This is a genomic window from Rossellomorea marisflavi (assembly GCF_001274775.1).
Taxonomy (GTDB): domain Bacteria; phylum Bacillota; class Bacilli; order Bacillales; family Bacillaceae_B; genus Rossellomorea; species Rossellomorea marisflavi.
Genome location: NZ_LGUE01000001.1, coordinates 1356971 through 1374380, shown reverse-complemented (window position 1 = coordinate 1374380; position 17410 = coordinate 1356971). Strand labels below are relative to the sequence as shown.

Annotated in this window: 15 protein-coding genes and 1 other annotated feature; all 15 genes read left to right on the top strand. The window is 50.5% G+C overall.

Features of this window, described 5'->3' with window-relative positions:
- Positions 1–14 precede the first annotated feature (14 nt).
- The 15 genes from AF331_RS06865 (at position 15) to pyrE (ending at position 17403) form a co-directional block, all read left to right on the top strand.
- The gene (locus AF331_RS06865; protein ID WP_048004120.1) at positions 15–530 is read left to right on the top strand and encodes a DivIVA domain-containing protein; all 516 of its coding nucleotides are present in this window, start codon (positions 15–17) and stop codon (positions 528–530) included.
- A gap of 52 nt (positions 531–582) precedes the next feature.
- Positions 583–803, top strand: a binding site (T-box leader).
- A 69-nt stretch (positions 804–872) separates the two neighbouring features.
- Positions 873–3644: an isoleucine--tRNA ligase gene (gene ileS / locus AF331_RS06860; protein ID WP_053427357.1), complete on the top strand. Its 2772-nt coding sequence runs from the start codon at positions 873–875 to the stop codon at positions 3642–3644.
- Positions 3645–3850: 206 nt separating this feature from the next.
- The gene (locus AF331_RS06855; RefSeq protein ID WP_053427356.1) at positions 3851–4132 is read left to right on the top strand and encodes a hypothetical protein; all 282 of its coding nucleotides are present in this window, start codon (positions 3851–3853) and stop codon (positions 4130–4132) included.
- 102 nt (positions 4133–4234) lie between these two features.
- Positions 4235–4726 carry a signal peptidase II gene (gene lspA / locus AF331_RS06850; RefSeq protein WP_053427815.1) on the top strand — a complete coding sequence of 164 codons (492 nt, stop codon included), beginning with the start codon at positions 4235–4237 and terminating at the stop codon, positions 4724–4726.
- A complete protein-coding gene (locus AF331_RS06845) occupies positions 4701–5612 on the top strand; it encodes an RluA family pseudouridine synthase (protein WP_053427355.1) in 912 nt (303 codons plus the stop codon). Before lspA ends, AF331_RS06845 begins: the two co-directional genes overlap by 26 nt.
- A 178-nt stretch (positions 5613–5790) precedes the next feature.
- Entirely contained in the window at positions 5791–6336 is a 546-nt protein-coding gene (gene pyrR, locus AF331_RS06840; RefSeq protein ID WP_053427814.1) for a bifunctional pyr operon transcriptional regulator/uracil phosphoribosyltransferase PyrR, read from the top strand.
- A 130-nt stretch (positions 6337–6466) separates the two neighbouring features.
- Positions 6467–7792, top strand: a complete 1326-nt coding sequence (locus tag AF331_RS06835) for a solute carrier family 23 protein (RefSeq protein ID WP_053427354.1) — start codon at positions 6467–6469, stop codon at positions 7790–7792.
- Positions 7793–7934: 142 nt separating this feature from the next.
- Positions 7935–8849 (top strand): aspartate carbamoyltransferase catalytic subunit, encoded by a 915-nt coding sequence (locus tag AF331_RS06830; protein WP_053427353.1) that lies wholly within the window; start codon positions 7935–7937, stop codon positions 8847–8849.
- On the top strand, positions 8824–10104 hold the full coding sequence (locus AF331_RS06825) for a dihydroorotase (protein ID WP_053427352.1): 1281 nt from the start codon (positions 8824–8826) through the stop codon (positions 10102–10104). The genes AF331_RS06830 and AF331_RS06825 overlap by 26 nt, the downstream gene beginning before the upstream one ends.
- Positions 10104–11195, top strand: coding sequence for a carbamoyl phosphate synthase small subunit (locus AF331_RS06820; RefSeq protein WP_053427351.1), 1092 nt, complete (start codon positions 10104–10106; stop codon positions 11193–11195). Before AF331_RS06825 ends, AF331_RS06820 begins: the two co-directional genes overlap by 1 nt.
- Complete coding sequence (gene carB, locus AF331_RS06815) at positions 11188–14397, top strand: carbamoyl-phosphate synthase large subunit (RefSeq protein WP_053427350.1); 3210 nt, start codon at positions 11188–11190, stop codon at positions 14395–14397. Before AF331_RS06820 ends, carB begins: the two co-directional genes overlap by 8 nt.
- On the top strand, positions 14394–15167 hold the full coding sequence (locus tag AF331_RS06810) for a dihydroorotate dehydrogenase electron transfer subunit (protein ID WP_053427349.1): 774 nt from the start codon (positions 14394–14396) through the stop codon (positions 15165–15167). The genes carB and AF331_RS06810 overlap by 4 nt, the downstream gene beginning before the upstream one ends.
- Positions 15164–16102: a dihydroorotate dehydrogenase gene (locus tag AF331_RS06805; RefSeq protein WP_053427348.1), complete on the top strand. Its 939-nt coding sequence runs from the start codon at positions 15164–15166 to the stop codon at positions 16100–16102. The genes AF331_RS06810 and AF331_RS06805 overlap by 4 nt, the downstream gene beginning before the upstream one ends.
- Positions 16077–16790, top strand: a complete 714-nt coding sequence (gene pyrF / locus AF331_RS06800) for an orotidine-5'-phosphate decarboxylase (protein ID WP_053427347.1) — start codon at positions 16077–16079, stop codon at positions 16788–16790. Before AF331_RS06805 ends, pyrF begins: the two co-directional genes overlap by 26 nt.
- Positions 16771–17403 carry an orotate phosphoribosyltransferase gene (gene pyrE, locus AF331_RS06795; RefSeq protein WP_053427346.1) on the top strand — a complete coding sequence of 211 codons (633 nt, stop codon included), beginning with the start codon at positions 16771–16773 and terminating at the stop codon, positions 17401–17403. The genes pyrF and pyrE overlap by 20 nt, the downstream gene beginning before the upstream one ends.
- Positions 17404–17410 lie beyond the last annotated feature (7 nt).

The following is a 17410-nucleotide window of genomic DNA, read 5'->3' as shown; positions in this document are numbered from 1 at the left end:
TGGAGGTGGCGCCCATGCCTTTGACGCCGTTAGATATACATAATAAAGAATTCAGCCGTGGTTTCCGCGGATATGATGAAGACGAAGTAAATGAATTCCTCGACCAGATCATCAAGGATTATGAGATCCTGATCCGTGAGAAGAAGGAAACAGAAGAACGCCTTGATTCCCTGAACGAACGCCTTGGACACTTCACGACGATTGAAGAAACGTTGAATAAATCCATTGTCGTAGCTCAAGAAGCCGGTGAAGAAGTGAAGCGCAATGCGATGAAGGAATCGAAGCTCATCATCAAGGAAGCCGAGAAGAACGCCGACCGCATCGTCAATGAAGCACTTTCGAAAGCCCGCAGGATCGCCATTGAAATCGAAGAGCTCAAAAAGCAGTCCAAAGTCTTCCGTACACGCTTCAAAATGCTCATCGAAGCTCAGCTTGACCTCCTCGATACGAATGATTGGGATCAGCTCATGGAATTCGATGTGGACGCAACGGATCTGAAGACCTTGAAAGAAGAAGAGACACTGACTTGACGGATAGGCAGGTCTTTTCATATAATTGAAAAACCAAAAGAATACCTGTCATCAAAAGGCTGTGACAGGGAGAGTACGTTTCAGCAATAACCTTTATCAGCGAATCGGGGGCGGTGCAAGCCCGGTAGGGAAATGAAGCGGAAGATCACCCTTGAGCCCTGTCTGTGAACAAATGCTAGCAGACGGCGACTGATCCATGTTACGGATTTTCGAGTGAGGGCAATTATGCCCTTATGAGGGTGGTACCGCGGGAAAAGCTTTCTCGTCCCTTTCCCAGGGATGAGGAAGCTTTTTTTTCATGGTTTGGATGACAGGTTCAATTGAAGAAGGAGGACCATTGAATTGGAATACAAAGAAACGTTATTAATGCCAAAAACAGAATTCCCCATGAGGGGCAACCTGCCGAATCGCGAACCGAAGATGCAGGAGCAGTGGAACGATATGTCGATCTATGACAGAGTACAGGAACGGACAAAAGGCCGTCCTCTGTTCATCCTTCATGATGGACCTCCATATGCGAATGGTAATATCCACATGGGCCATGCCCTCAACAAGATCCTGAAGGACTTCATCGTCCGCTATAAATCCATGAGTGGTTTCCATGCACCGTATGTACCAGGTTGGGATACTCACGGATTGCCGATCGAGCAGGCCTTGACCAATAAAGGAGTCAAGCGCAAGGAAATGACTGTAGCGGAATTCAGGAAGCTTTGTGAAGAATATGCATATGAGCAGGTGGACAATCAGCGTGCGCAGTTCAAGCAGCTCGGTGTTCGCGGCGACTGGGAGAATCCATATATCACATTGAAACCGGAATACGAAGCTCAGCAGATCAAGGTATTCGGTGATATGGCGAAGAAAGGGTATATCTATAAAGGGAAAAAACCAGTGTATTGGTCACCTTCGAGTGAGTCTGCCCTTGCAGAAGCCGAGATTGAATACCAGGATAAAAAGTCACCATCGATTTATGTGGCATTCCCTGTTACAGACGGTAAGGATGTCCTTGCAACTGGTGATAAGTTCATCATCTGGACGACGACTCCTTGGACGATCCCGGCAAACCTCGCCATCGCGGTGAACGGGAAACTGAATTATTCGGTCGTCCGCGTTGGAAGCGAGCGCTTCGTCGTGGCGGAGGATCTTCTTGAGGAAGTTGCTTCTGTCCTTGAGTGGGAAAATCATTCTGTCGAGAAGACGGTCAAGGGATCAGATCTTGAGTACATTGTTGCCAAGCACCCAATCTATGATCGTGATTCTCTTGTCATCCTTGGTGACCATGTGACAACAGACTCCGGTACAGGCTGTGTCCATACCGCTCCGGGTCATGGTGAAGATGATTTCATCATCGGGAAAAAATACAACCTGGATGTTCTTTGTCCTGTGGACGACAAGGGCGTGCTGACAGATGAAGCACCAGGATTCGAAGGTCTCTTCTATGATAAAGCGAACAAACCGATTACTGAAAAATTGGAAGAGGTAGGGGCACTCCTGAAGATTTCGTTCTTTACGCACTCCTACCCACACGACTGGCGTACAAAAAAACCGGTCATCTTCCGTGCAACGGCACAGTGGTTCGCGTCCATTGATAAATTCCGTGACGAACTGCTACAGGCAGTCAACGAGACAGAGTGGATCCCTGCTTGGGGAGAGACGCGCCTTTACAACATGGTCCGCGATCGTGGAGACTGGTGTATCTCGCGTCAGCGTGCATGGGGCGTGCCGATTCCCGTCTTCTATGCTGAAAATGGTCAGGAAATCATCACTGATGAGACCATCGGGCATGTTTCAAATCTTTTCCGAGAGTATGGATCCAACATTTGGTTCGAGCGGGAAGCAAAAGACCTCCTTCCGGAAGGATTCACCCATGAAGGAAGCCCGAACGGCCACTTCACGAAAGAAACCGACATCATGGATGTTTGGTTCGATTCAGGATCTTCCCACCAGGCCGTCCTTGAAGAACGTGATGGCCTTCAGCGCCCGGCGGACCTCTATCTTGAAGGATCCGATCAATACCGCGGCTGGTTCAACTCTTCATTGACGACCGGTGTAGCCGTGACAGGCAAAGCGCCATATAAAGGCGTTTTAAGCCACGGATTCGCCCTTGATGGAAACGGACGTAAAATGAGTAAATCCCTCGGCAATGTCGTCGTACCTGAAAAAGTCATGAAGCAGCTTGGTGCAGATATCCTTCGCCTTTGGGTTGCATCCGTCGACTATCAGGCGGATGTGCGGGTTTCCGATCCGATCCTGAAGCAAGTGGCTGAAGTATACCGGAAGATCCGCAACACCTTCCGATTCCTTCTCGGTAACCTGTCAGACTTTGATCCGAGCGTGCATACCGTTTCATACAGTGATCTCCGTGAAGTCGACCGCTTCATGCTCGTGAAGTTGAATGACCTTGTGAAAAACGTGAAAAATTCTTATGATAAGTACGAGTTTGCCGGCATTTATCATGCAGTCAATAATTTCTGTACCCTCGATTTGAGTTCTTTCTATCTCGATTTTGCGAAAGATATTCTCTACATCGAATCTGCCGATCACCATGATCGAAGAGCCATTCAGACCGTCCTGTACGAGTGCCTTGTATCGTTGACCAAGCTCATGTCACCGATCCTTGCTCACACGGCTGACGAAGTATGGGTTCACATCCCTGGTGTCGACGGGGAGAGCGTACAACTGACTGATATGCCTGAAGTACAGTCATTCGACGGTGCGGAAGAGCTGAAGCAAAAATGGAATGCATTCCTTGACGTCCGCGATGACGTTCTGAAAGCGCTGGAAGAAGCCAGGAATGAAAAAGTGATCGGGAAGTCCCTCACCGCTAAAGTCACGCTTTATGTGGATGAAAAGACTGAAGCCCTCCTCTCAAGCATCAAGGAGGACCTGAAGCAGCTGTTCATCGTGTCTGCCTTTGAAATCGGCGGACGCACGTCAGAAGCTCCTGCAGAAGCCTTATCACTCGGTGCGAATAGCATCGTGGTTGAGAAAGCAGAAGGCGAAACATGCGAGCGCTGCTGGACTGTGTCTCCTCACGTAGGGGAAGACCAGGATCACCCGACCCTTTGCCCACGCTGTGCAGCCGTGGTCAAAGAAAACTACTCTCATTTAGCATGATTGAGAAGGACCGTCTCTTGAAGAGGCGGGCCTTTTTGTTATTCCGGTTCTTGCTGGATGGATCTATAAGATATTTCCTGATTCGTCATAAGGGATCAGCGGGACCTTGATGCACGGGCAGATGAGCGTTTGACATTCCATAATTGCTAGATCTTGCAAGATGGGAACAGCAAGTTTTCCTCCATACTATGAATGGAGGGATGAAGATGACAGATGACCAATACCCGGCAATCATTGAAGAACTGGAATCATCTTTGAAGGAATTGGAGGCGGCAGATACAAGCCATCCGATCGTAAGGAAAATGATTGAAGAAGAGATCAGGGATGTACGCTATGCGCTTGGACGGGCCGACATGAATTCTTTTGCGACATGTGAAATGAGCGGGGAATTGATGCCATTCGAGCTGATGAAAATGAATCCTACATCATCAACACTTCAAGAAATGAACGATTGGCGGAAATATGGGAAAGTCCATCTCCATTTATAAGGTCCCTTGTTTTTTAAAAAACAAGGGATTAAGTGTCTTTATCATCGGGTTTATGCTAAAATTCAAAGGTAATCATCTCTAATGGATACGGAGGTTGCCTTTGTGTATTATTATCTTCTCGCTTTAGTGGTCATCGGGATCGATCAGCTTACCAAATGGCTGGTTGTACAAAATATGACGCAAGGTGAAAGCATCACGGTCATCCCTGATGTATTTTATATCACTTCGCACAGAAATCCGGGTGCGGCGTGGGGGATCCTGCCAGGTCAAATGTGGTTCTTCTATGTGATTACCATTGCCGTGATCGTCGGGATCGTGTATTACATGCAAAAGCATGCGAAAGGCCATTCACTCTTCAGCACAAGTCTTGCTTTCATGCTCGGAGGCGCCATCGGGAACTTCATCGATCGGGTTTCAAGGCAGGAAGTGGTGGATTTCCTTAATACATATATTTTCACTTACGATTTCCCGATATTCAATATCGCCGATGCATCACTCACGATAGGTGTAATTTTATTGCTCCTGCATATGTTCATGGATGAAAGAAAAGCAAAGAAGGAGAACAAACATGGAAGTCATTCAACACAGCATTGATCAAAATAATCAAGGAGAGCGCATCGACAAGGTTGTCAGCTCTCTAAATAAAGACTGGTCCCGGTCCCTTGTTCAATTATGGATCAAGGATGGGCACGTGAAAGTGAACGGGGAAGTGGTGAAAGCCAACTTCAAATGTCCTCTCGACGCTTCGGTGGAAATCTCGATCCCCGATCCCGAAGAGCTTGACGTCGAGGCAGAAGACCTGAATCTTGATATCGCATACGAAGATCAGGATGTCATCGTTGTCAACAAACCGAAAGGCATGGTCGTGCATCCTGCACCCGGACATTCTTCAGGAACCATGGTGAACGGTCTGATGCATCACTGTAAAGATCTTTCCGGTATCAATGGCGTCATGCGCCCCGGTATAGTACACCGGATCGACAAAGATACGTCTGGCCTACTGATGGTTGCAAAGAACGACCAGGCCCACGAGCATCTTGTCAACCAGCTAGTGGAGAAGACCGTCACACGTAAATATACGGCCGTCGTCCATGGAAACATCCCTCATGAGTACGGTACGATCGATGCACCGATAGGCAGGGATCCCAAAGACCGCCAAAGGATGACCGTCGTGGATAACGGCAAAAAAGCTGTCACGCATTTCAGGGTGCGGGATCGGTATGAGGATTTCACCCTCGTTGAGTGTGAGCTGGAGACGGGCCGCACCCATCAGATCCGTGTTCATATGAAATACATCGGATATCCCCTCGCTGGAGATCCGAAATACGGGCCGAGGAAGACGCTGCCCCTCAATGGACAAGCCCTTCACGCAGGAACACTTGGATTCGTCCATCCCCGTACTGGAGAATACATGGAGTTCCACGCAGAGCTTCCTGAAGAATTCACGAAGCTCATTGCGCGCCTTGAAAATAGTCGTTGACATTTGGGCAGGGGACCTGTATGATGAATGTAATTGAATAAGACCTTTAATACAGTCCCGTGAGACTGAGAAGGAGTTTGTATACCAGCTTAGGTGTGCAAAGATTTATATACGATAAGTGTATCCTCTCATCCATGGGTGAGGGGATTTTTTTATGGCAATGAAGGAGGTACCACTCATGACTAAAAAAGCAACGGTTCTCGACCAGCCTGCCATCCGCAGGGCCCTGACCAGGATCGCACATGAGATCATCGAGCGCAATAAAGGGATCGATGAGATCGTCCTTGTGGGAATCAAGACAAGGGGCATCCACATCGCACGCAGGCTTGCGGAACGGATTCATGATATTGAAGGACAGAAGGTTCCTGTCGGGGAGATTGATATCACACTTTACCGCGACGATCTGTCTGTCAAAACATCAGACCATGAACCTGAAGTGAAGGGTTCGGATCTTCCGGTGGGTATCGCCAACAAAAAAGTCATCCTGATCGATGATGTCCTCTTTACAGGGAGAACGGTAAGAGCGGGACTCGATGCTCTCATGGATCTTGGCCGACCGGGTCAGATTCAGCTAGCCGTGCTCGTCGATCGCGGTCACCGGGAGCTCCCGATCCGTGCCGACTATGTCGGAAAGAATATCCCGACTTCAAGTTCTGAAAAAATCACGGTTGCTTTGTCCGAGGTCGATGACCGGGATGAAGTATCCATCTACGAAAACGAATAAGTATCCTTTTAAGAGTGGTCCAGTGAGGCTGACAAAGGATGGTGGGGAAGGCGTATGGCCGTCTCCTGCCCTCTTTGTGCCCTCTTGGATAAGAGGGTTTTTTTAATAGGTGAAACAAGGAGGAAATGATATGACTACCAAACAAGATATCGTACTTGATGTACACGAAGTCCCACCAGCAAGAAAATGGCTCACCCTGAGCCTTCAGCATCTGTTCGCCATGTTCGGCGCCACGGTCCTCGTACCGTTCCTCGTCGATTTGAGCCCCGGGGTTGCACTCGTATCGAGTGGCCTTGGAACACTGGCATACATCATTATCACGAGGGGGCAGATACCGGCCTACCTTGGATCATCCTTTGCGTTTATCGCCCCGATCATCGCCGCCAAGCAATTCGGAGGTCCAGGGGCAGCCATGATGGGGAGCTTCATGGCCGGAATCGTGTACGGACTTGTTGCCCTCCTGATTTCGAAGCTCGGTGTGAAATGGCTGTCTACGATCCTTCCGCCGGTCGTGGTTGGACCGGTGATTATGGTCATCGGACTGGGTCTGGCAGGAACGGCCGTCAACATGGCCATGTACGCCGATCCTTATGCCGATACCCTGGTATATAGCAGCAAGCATATCCTTGTGGCCCTTGCCACCTTGCTCATCACGATCATCTGCTCGGTCTACTTCAAGGGCTTTCTCGGTATGGTCCCGATTCTTGCGGGCATAACAGGCGGTTATATCATTGCCATATTCGCCGGGCTCGTCGACTTCCAACCGGTTCTTGACGCACCACTATTCAAAATGCCAGACTTCTTCATCCCATTCGTCGACTACACACCTTCCTTCTCCTGGTCCATCATGTCGATCATGGTACCGGTCGCCGTCGTGACGATGGCGGAACACACAGGTCACCAGATGGTCCTCAGCAAGGTTGTCGGAAGGAACTTCATCGAAAAACCGGGCTTGCATAAATCCATCCTTGGTGACGGGGCGGCGACAGTCATTGCTTCCATCATCGGGGGTCCGCCGGTTACCACATACGGTGAGAACATCGGTGTACTCGCCATCACGAAGGTATACAGCGTCTATGTGATCGGGGGTACGGCGGTGCTGGCAGTCGTGTTCGGTTTCATCGGGAAAATCACGGCCCTCATCAGTTCGATCCCGACGGCCGTCATGGGAGGGGTGTCCATCCTTCTCTTCGGAATCATCGCATCGAGCGGTCTCAGGATGCTCATTGACTACAAGGTTGACCTTGGGAAGAACCGGAACCTCATCATCTCATCTGTCATACTCGTCATCGGAGTCGGAGGCGCCTATGTGGAACTGGGAGAAAATGTCTCACTTTCCGGAATGGCCTTAGCAGCCATCATCGGCGTCGTACTGAATCTTGTCCTTCCGGGACGGGAAGAAACATCAGGAAATCTATTCGAAGAACAAAAACAAGCAAATGACGAAGTAGCATAGAACACCTTTTAACAATGGTCCAGAGAGTCCATAAGGGTGATGCTGTATAGGGACGAGTCTGTTCCTCTATGGCTGAATACACCCTGAGCAGAAGGCACAGGGTGTTTTTTTATACAAAAAAGTCAGAAGGGCGGCGTGTACGATGGGGCACTTATTAACCATGAAGGATTTATCTGAGAGAGAGATCCTCTCAATCCTGGATCAGGCAGAACGCTTCAAGGCAGGAGAAAGGTGGGAAGATGGATCGGATCATTTCGTGGCCAATCTTTTCTTCGAAGCCAGTACACGGACGAAATGCAGTTTTGAAATGGCGGAAAGGCGTCTTGGCCTGGAAGTGATTCCGTTTGAATCCCATGCCTCGAGCGTCCAAAAGGGAGAAACCCTTTACGATACAGTGAAAACCCTGGAATCGATCGGGGTGGGAGCCGTGGTCATCCGTCACAGCAGGGACCGCTACTTCGATGAGCTCAAAGGTCTGGACGTCAGGATCATCAATGGAGGGGATGGATGCGGGAATCATCCGACTCAATGCCTCCTTGACCTGATGACGATCCGTCAGGAATTCGGAGGGTTCCAGGGTCTCCGTGTCGCCATCATCGGCGATATCGCCCACAGTCGTGTGGCAAGATCCAATGCGGAAGCCCTCACAGCACTCGGGGCAGAGGTCAGGTTCTCTGGTCCAGAGGAGTGGTTCCCAGAGCGCTACGGGGACCGATATGTAGGGATCGACGAAGCGATGAGTTCATCCGACGTCGTGATGCTACTGCGCATCCAGCACGAAAGGCATCATGGAACGCCGATTGCGTCCAAGGCGGATTATCACCAGGCGTACGGCCTTACCCTGGAGAGGGAGAGGAAGATGGCGCATGGAAGCATCATCATGCACCCTGCACCTGTCAATCGTGGGGTCGAGATCGCCGATTCCCTCGTGGAAGGCGGACGGTCCAGGATCTTCAAGCAAATGGAAAATGGCGTATTCGTCAGAATGGCGGTACTAAAAAGAGCATTCCAATTACAAGGAGGACGTCAACATGAACTGGTTGATCAAACATGCTAACATTCTGAATGCAAAAGGAGAACTGGAACCGGTCGAGGTAAAGACAAAGGGGAATAAGATTGCTGAAGTAGGAGCGGAACTCTCCAACACGGGTGAGATGGAATATGATGCGCGGGGTATGTTGCTGTCACCTGGTTTCGTCGACCTCCACGTTCATCTCCGCGAGCCAGGGGGAGAACATAAAGAAACCATTGAAACCGGAACGAAAGCTGCTGCAAAAGGCGGTTACACGACAATAGCGGCGATGCCCAACACACGCCCCGTACCGGACGATACTGAAACACTGGATTGGTTACATAAACGGATTAATGAAACGGCCTCGGTCAGGGTCCTAGCATACGGAGCCATCACAGAGAGACAGGCTGGGAAGGAATTGAACGACCTCGAAGCGATGAAGCAACATGGGGCCTTCGCTTTCACCGATGACGGTGTCGGAGTGCAGTCAGCCGCCATGATGCTCGAAGCCATGAAAAAGGCAGCAGCTATCGGCGCTTCCATCGTGGCCCATTGTGAAGAGAACACCCTGATCAATAAAGGCTCCGTCCATGAAGGCAGGTTTTCAGCCTTGAACGGACTGAATGGGATCCCGTCTGTATGTGAAGCAGTTCATATCGCTCGGGATGTGCTCCTGGCAGAAGCAGCGGGTGTCCATTATCATGTCTGCCACATCTCAACAAAAGAATCCGTCAGAGTGGTCAGGGATGCAAAGCGGGCCGGCATCAAGGTGACAGCAGAAGTGACCCCGCATCATCTCCTGCTATGTGAAGATGACATCCCGGGAATGGATACGAACTTTAAGATGAATCCACCTCTCCGTGGGAAAGAGGACAGGGACGCCCTCATCGAAGGGCTTCTGGACGGCACCATCGACTTTATCGCCACCGATCACGCACCGCATACAAAAGAAGAAAAGGGAGAGGGCATGGAATTATCGCCATTCGGGATTGTCGGGCTTGAAACCGCCTTTCCTTTACTCCATACGCATTTTGTTCAAAAAGGCATCATCACGTTGAAGCAGCTCATCGATTGGATGACCGTCAAACCTTCAGAAGCGTTCAATCTACCATTTGGCACGCTTAAAGCTGGAGGCGGCGCAGACTTCACGCTGATCGATTTGGAAAAGAAGGAAACCATTCATCCGGGATCCTTCCTGTCAAAAGGCAAAAACACACCATTCTCGGGGTGGGAATGCACAGGATATCCGCAAGCGACATTTTATCAAGGTCAACAAGTTTGGAATGGAGGAGAAGCATAATGAACAGACAGCTCATTCTGGAAGACGGAACGATTTTTATCGGTGAAGGATTCGGTGCAGACAGTGAGGCCATAGGGGAAGTTGTATTCAACACAAGCATGACAGGGTACCAGGAAATCTTGTCCGATCCCTCTTACTGCGGCCAGTTCGTCACGATGACCTATCCTTTGATCGGAAACTACGGTGTGAATCGTGATGACTTCGAATCGATTTCTCCTGCAGTCAAGGCATTCATTGTGCGGGAATCGGCAGACTTCGCATCCAACTGGCGAAATGAATCCACACTTGATGAGCTGCTCAGGATCAAAGGGATCCCGGGGATTGCCGGTGTCGATACACGGAAGCTGACCCGTCTGATAAGGAAATCGGGATCGATGAAAGGTATCCTTTGCAGTGTGGAAGAAGATCCTGCCCTTATGATTGAAAGATTGAACGCCTCCGCCCTGAGAACCGATCAGGTGGAGCAGGTTTCCACAAAGACCGCGTATGCCAGTCCCGGTCGCGGATTCAGGGTCGTACTGATGGACTTTGGGATGAAGCACGGAATCCTGCGGGAACTGAACAAGCGGAACTGTGATGTCATCGTCGTCCCTCACAACACTTCTTCAGAAGAGATCCGCAGACTCCAACCCGATGGCATCATGCTATCGAATGGACCTGGAGACCCGAAGGATGTACCGGAAGCCATCCAGACGGTTCAAGAACTTCTAGGTGAGATTCCACTGTTCGGCATCTGCCTCGGTCACCAATTATTCGCCCTGGCATGCGGTGCCGATTCCTTCAAGATGAAGTTCGGACACAGGGGAGGAAATCATCCTGTCCAAGATGTGTTGACGAAAAAAGTGGCCCTGACTTCCCAGAACCACGGGTATGCAGTGGATGAAGCATCACTTGACGATACTGATTTAGAAGTCACACATATCGCCATCAATGATGGGACAATCGAAGGATTGAAGCATAAAAAATATCCTGCATTCACGGTTCAATACCATCCGGAGGCGTCTCCGGGACCAGAAGATTCCAATTACTTGTTCGACGATTTCTTGACACTCATGAATGAAGAGAAAAGGAAGGAGATTCAACATGCCTAAACGTACAGATATTAAAAGCATCCTTGTAATCGGGAGTGGCCCGATCATCATCGGCCAGGCAGCAGAATTCGACTATGCGGGCACACAGGCTTGCATCGCACTGAAAGAGGAAGGATACAGGGTCATCCTCGTGAACTCGAATCCCGCCACCATCATGACCGATGCCGAAATGGCCGATAAGGTATACATCGAGCCCCTGACCCTTGAATTCGTATCCCGCATCATCCGCAAAGAACGACCGGATGCACTCCTTCCGACCCTCGGGGGCCAAACGGGTCTCAATCTTGCCGTCGAACTCCATCAATCGGGCGTGTTGGAAGAATGCGGAGTCGAGATTCTCGGTACGAAGCTTTCCGCCATCGAACAAGCAGAAGACCGTGATCTGTTCCGGAACCTGATGAATGAGCTTTCGGAACCGGTACCTCAAAGCGAAATCATCCACACGGTGTCAGAAGCCTATACATTCGTCGAGGAGGTGGGCTTCCCGGTCATCGTTCGCCCTGCATACACCCTCGGTGGAACAGGAGGCGGGATCTGCCACAACGAAGAAGAACTGAATGAAATCGTCAGCTCCGGATTGAAATACAGCCCCGTCACCCAGTGTCTCCTGGAGAAAAGCATCGCAGGATTCAAAGAGGTCGAATATGAGGTGATGCGAGATGCTGCCGATAACGCCATCGTGGTTTGTAATATGGAAAACATCGATCCGGTAGGGATCCATACAGGCGATTCCATCGTCGTCGCCCCGAGTCAGACGCTGAGCGACAGGGAATATCAGATGCTCCGGAATACAAGCCTGAAGATCATCCGTGCCCTCGGAATCGAAGGAGGCTGCAATGTGCAGCTGGCGCTGGATCCTGATAGTTTCCAGTACTACATCATTGAAGTGAATCCACGTGTGAGCAGATCCTCTGCCCTTGCTTCGAAGGCGACGGGTTATCCGATTGCGAAGCTTGCTGCGAAGATCGCCGTCGGCTTGACATTGGATGAAATGATGAATCCTGTGACAGGGAAGACATACGCGACATTCGAACCTGCCCTTGATTATGTGGTCACAAAGATTCCGAGATGGCCTTTCGATAAGTTTGAATCGGCAAAACGGAATCTGGGCACCCAGATGAAGGCTACAGGGGAAGTGATGGCCATCGGAAGGACCCTCGAAGAGTCGCTGCTGAAAGCGATCCGTTCACTCGAGAGCAATACGTATCACCTCGGATTGGATGAGCTGAAAGGGAAGTCAGCCGAATGGATCGAAAAACGGATCCGCAAAGCAGGGGATGAAAGGCTGTTCTTCATCGGTGAAGCCCTCAGGCGCGGCATCACGATCGAGACGATTCATGACTGGAGCAAGATCGACCTTTTCTTCCTGAATAAAATGGACCTCATCATCCGTTTTGAAGAACAACTGAGAAACCACCCATTCGATCATTCCATCGCATACAAAGCAAAGCGCATGGGCTTCTCGGACATCGCCATTGCCTCCCTCTGGTCTGTGACGGAGAGGGAAGTATATGAGTGGAGGAAGGAGGAGGAACTCACACCGGTCTATAAGATGGTGGATACCTGTGCCGCGGAATTTGAATCCGAAACGCCGTATTTCTACGGAACGTATGAGGATGAAAATGAATCGGAAGTAACAGAGCGCGAGAGCATCATCGTGCTTGGTTCCGGACCGATCCGGATCGGTCAGGGAGTCGAATTCGACTACGCCACCGTCCACTCCGTCTGGGCCATCAAGGAAGCTGGTTACGAAGCGATCATCGTCAACAATAATCCAGAAACGGTTTCCACAGACTTCTCCATCTCGGATAAATTATACTTCGAACCGTTGACGGTGGAAGATGTGATGCATATCATCGATCTCGAAAAGCCGAAAGGGGTCGTCGTACAGTTCGGTGGCCAAACCGCCATCAATCTGGCAGATGAACTTGTGAACCGAGGTGTGCGCATCCTGGGCACGTCACTGGAAGATCTGGACCGGGCTGAAAATAGGGACAAATTCGAACAGACCTTACAGGAACTCGGCATTCCACAGCCTGAAGGCAAGACGGCGGTATCGGTGGAAGGGGCCATCGCCATCGCAGAATCAATAGGGTATCCCGTTCTCGTCAGACCATCGTATGTCCTTGGCGGAAGAGCCATGGAAATCGTATATAGAGAAGAAGAGCTTCTCCACTACATGGAAAATGCCGTGAAAGTGAACCCGCAGCATCCCGTCCTTATCGACCGCTACTTGATTGGGAAGGAAATCGAAGTGGATGCCGTCTGTGACGGGGAGGATGTCGTCATCCCCGGAATCATGGAGCATATCGAACGGGCAGGGGTCCACTCGGGGGATTCCATCGCCGTCTACCCGCCTCAACAGCTGACTGAAGAACAAAAAAGCACAATTGTAGACTATACAACCAGGCTTGCCAAAGGATTGAATATCATCGGACTTCTGAACATCCAATACGTCATTTCAAAAGGTGAAGTCTACGTACTCGAAGTGAATCCACGCTCGAGCAGGACGGTTCCATTCATCTCAAAAATCACCAACGTGCCGATGGCGAACGTTGCCACCAAGGCGATCCTCGGCATCTCCCTGCGTCAATTGGGATATGAGCCGGGTCTTGTGGAAGAAGCAGAAGGCGTCTATGTCAAAGTACCGGTCTTCTCTTTTGCCAAACTGAGAAGGGTGGACATCACGCTCGGACCTGAAATGAAATCCACCGGTGAAGTCATGGGGAAAGATCAGACCTTGGAGAAAGCACTATACAAAGGCATGGTAGCAGCGGGCATGCAGATGAAAGATCACGGCTCGGTTCTCATGACGGTTGCAGACAAGGACAAGGAAGAAGCGGCCAGCCTCGCAAGACGATTCGTAAGCATCGGGTATCAGATCCTTGCCACGAAAGGGACGGCATCGTACCTTGCCACTCAAGGCATCCAGGTACGTGAAGTAGATAAGATCGGTTCGACCGGACCGACTCTGCTCGACATCATCCAAAGCGGGGAAACACAGCTTGTCATCAACACGCTGACCAAAGGAAAGCAGCCGGCACGAGACGGCTTCCGGATCCGAAGGGAATCGGTGGAGAACGGAATTCCGTGCCTGACTTCCCTTGATACAGCGGAGGCTATACTGAGAGTCTACGAATCTATGACCTTCTCCGCCGAGGCGATAGCCGCGAGGCCATCAAGGAAGGCGGTCCATTCATGATCGTCAACGAATCGATGAAGGTGGTGAGTCATCGCCTCCTTGCCAGGAACATCTATGAGCTTGTCCTGGAAGGTGAACTGGTAAAGGAGATTTCGGCGCCTGGTCAATTTGTACATGTCAAGGTCGGTAGCGGCATCGATCCCCTCCTAAGAAGGCCGATCTCCATAGCTGAACACAATCAGAAAGAAAAGAAGATGAGCCTGATTTACCGCGCCGAAGGCAAAGGGACAATGCAATTGTCCCTTGTCGGGGCGGGAGGCAGGGTCGATGTCCTCGGTCCACTCGGGAACGGATTCGACGTTCAACAGGGTGAGGGCAGGAAGGCGCTGCTTATCGGAGGCGGAATCGGCGTCCCACCATTATATGGACTATCAAAATCCCTTCGCAACAACGGGTGGGAGGTAAAGCATGTGCTTGGGTTTCAGGAAGAGGCCGTCAGTTTTTATGAAGACAAGTTCAGGGAACTCGGACCTACACATATCGCCACGGTGGATGGTTCACTTGGACGAAAAGGGTTTGTGACAGATGTGATTGAAAATGAGTCCATTCAGTATGATCAATTTTTCGCCTGCGGACCGAATCCGATGCTGAAGGCTTTGCAAGACCGGCTTTCAGGAAATGGATTCCTGTCACTGGAAGAACGCATGGGCTGCGGAATCGGAGCTTGCTTCGCATGTGTGTGCCATCTTGCAGATGATCCTGAAGGTACGGATTATGTAAAAGTATGCAGCGACGGACCGGTATTTCCTGTAGGGGTGGTGGCATTATGACAAGATTACAGATCGAATTGCCAGGTTTGAGTTTGAAGAATCCCATCATGCCTGCATCAGGATGCTTTGGATTCGGAAGGGAGTACAGTCAATTCTACGACTTGAGCGAACTGGGGGCCATCATGATCAAGGCGACGACGGAACATCCCCGTTTCGGCAACCCGACGCCCCGTGTGGCAGAAACCAATGCCGGGATGCTGAATGCCATCGGCCTCCAGAATCCTGGTCTGGTATCGGTAATGGAAAAGGAGCTGCCGTGGCTTTCACAGTTCGATGTACCTATCATCGCCAATGTGGCAGGATCGCAGATGGAAGACTATGTTCATGTGGCCCGTGAGATCTCCAAAGTACCGAATGTACATGCCCTTGAACTCAACATCTCCTGTCCGAATGTGAAAACCGGCGGCATCGCCTTCGGGACGATCCCCGAGGTTGCCATGGAGTTGACAAGAAAGGTGAAAGCCGTGTCAGAGGTTCCCCTTTACGTCAAGCTTTCTCCGAATGTCTCCAATATCGTGGAGATGGCCAAAGCCGTTGAACTCGGAGGTGCCGACGGATTGACGATGATCAATACGCTACTCGGCATGAGGCTTGATCTCAAGACGGGAAGACCGATCCTTGCCAATAAGACGGGTGGGCTATCAGGCCCTGCCATCAAACCGGTTGCCATCCGGATGATCTACGAGGTGAGTCAGGCAGTCGATCTGCCGATCATCGGAATGGGTGGAGTAGAGTCTGCAGAGGATGTGATTGAATATTTCCATGCGGGTGCGAGCGCTGTGGCAGTCGGCACGGCCAATTTCGTAGATCCTTTCATCTGTAAGAAAATCATTCACGAACTGCCTGCACTGCTTGACGAATTGAACGTGGACCATATTTCTCAATTGACCGGAAGGAGCTGGAGGAAACATGAACAAGCCGTTTATCGCCCTTGATTTCCCAACATGGGAAATGACAGAAACATTTTTATCTCGATTCGACGAGCCCTTGAATGTCAAGGTGGGAATGGAGCTCTACCTCCAAAATGGACCTCGCATCGTAGAATCCCTTTTGAAAAAGGATCATGGGATTTTCCTTGATCTGAAGCTGCATGATATCCCGAATACCGTGTTTGGGGCCATGAAAGGACTTGGACAGTGGGATCTGGAATTCATCAACGTCCATGCTGCCGGGGGCAAGGAGATGATGGAGAGGGCGATGGAGGCCATACAGTTTCATGGCAGCAAGACGAAGCTCATCGCTGTCACCCAGCTCACCTCGACGTCTGAACAGCAGATGCAATCCGAACAGCTTATCCCGAATCCACTGACGGAATCCGTCATCCATTATGCCCGCCTAGCTCAAAGCGCCGGACTTCAAGGGGTGGTATGTTCCCCGCATGAGGCTGGCTTGATCAAGGACTATTGCGGAGAAGAATTCCTTCGCATCACACCGGGTATCAGGATGAACTCCGATGCCGCGGATGATCAACAGCGCATCACGTCCCCTGGAAATGCTAGGGGATTGGGATCAACTCATATTGTCGTGGGCAGGAGCATCACGAAGGCAGCCGATCCTGTTGCCGCTTACCGAATGATTTGCCAAGATTGGGAGGGAAGCATCTATGAAAAAACAAATTGCTAAGGAACTGTTGAACATCAAAGCGGTATTCTTGAACCCTGGTGAGCCCTTCACGTGGTCTTCAGGGATCAAATCACCGATCTATTGCGATAACCGATTGACTTTATCCTATCCTGCCGTGAGAAAGCAGATAGCAGATGGACTTGTCTCCATGATCCGTGAACATTTCCCGGAAGTCGATGTGATCGCAGGAACGGCAACCGCGGGGATCCCCCATGCGGCGTGGGTATCAGAGCGCATGGATCTTCCTATGTGCTATGTCAGATCCAAGGCAAAGGGACACGGAAAAGGGAACCAGATCGAAGGAAAGGTCCTTCCTGGGCAAAAAGTGGTCGTCATAGAAGATCTCATTTCAACAGGTGGCAGCTGCATCACGGCGGTCGAGGCCCTGAGAGAGTCGGAATGTGAAGTCTTGGGGGTTGCCGCCATCTTTACATACGAGCTTCAAAAGGGAACGGATGCCCTCAGCGAACATGGGATTGAGGCTGTATCCCTCTCCGATTATTCAAGTCTATTAGAAGCAGCTGGGGAAGAAGGACTGATCTCAGGAGCTGATCTCGTTGAATTGAAAGAATGGCGACGGGATCCCGAGGGTTGGAAGAAGCAAATGAATTGATATAAAA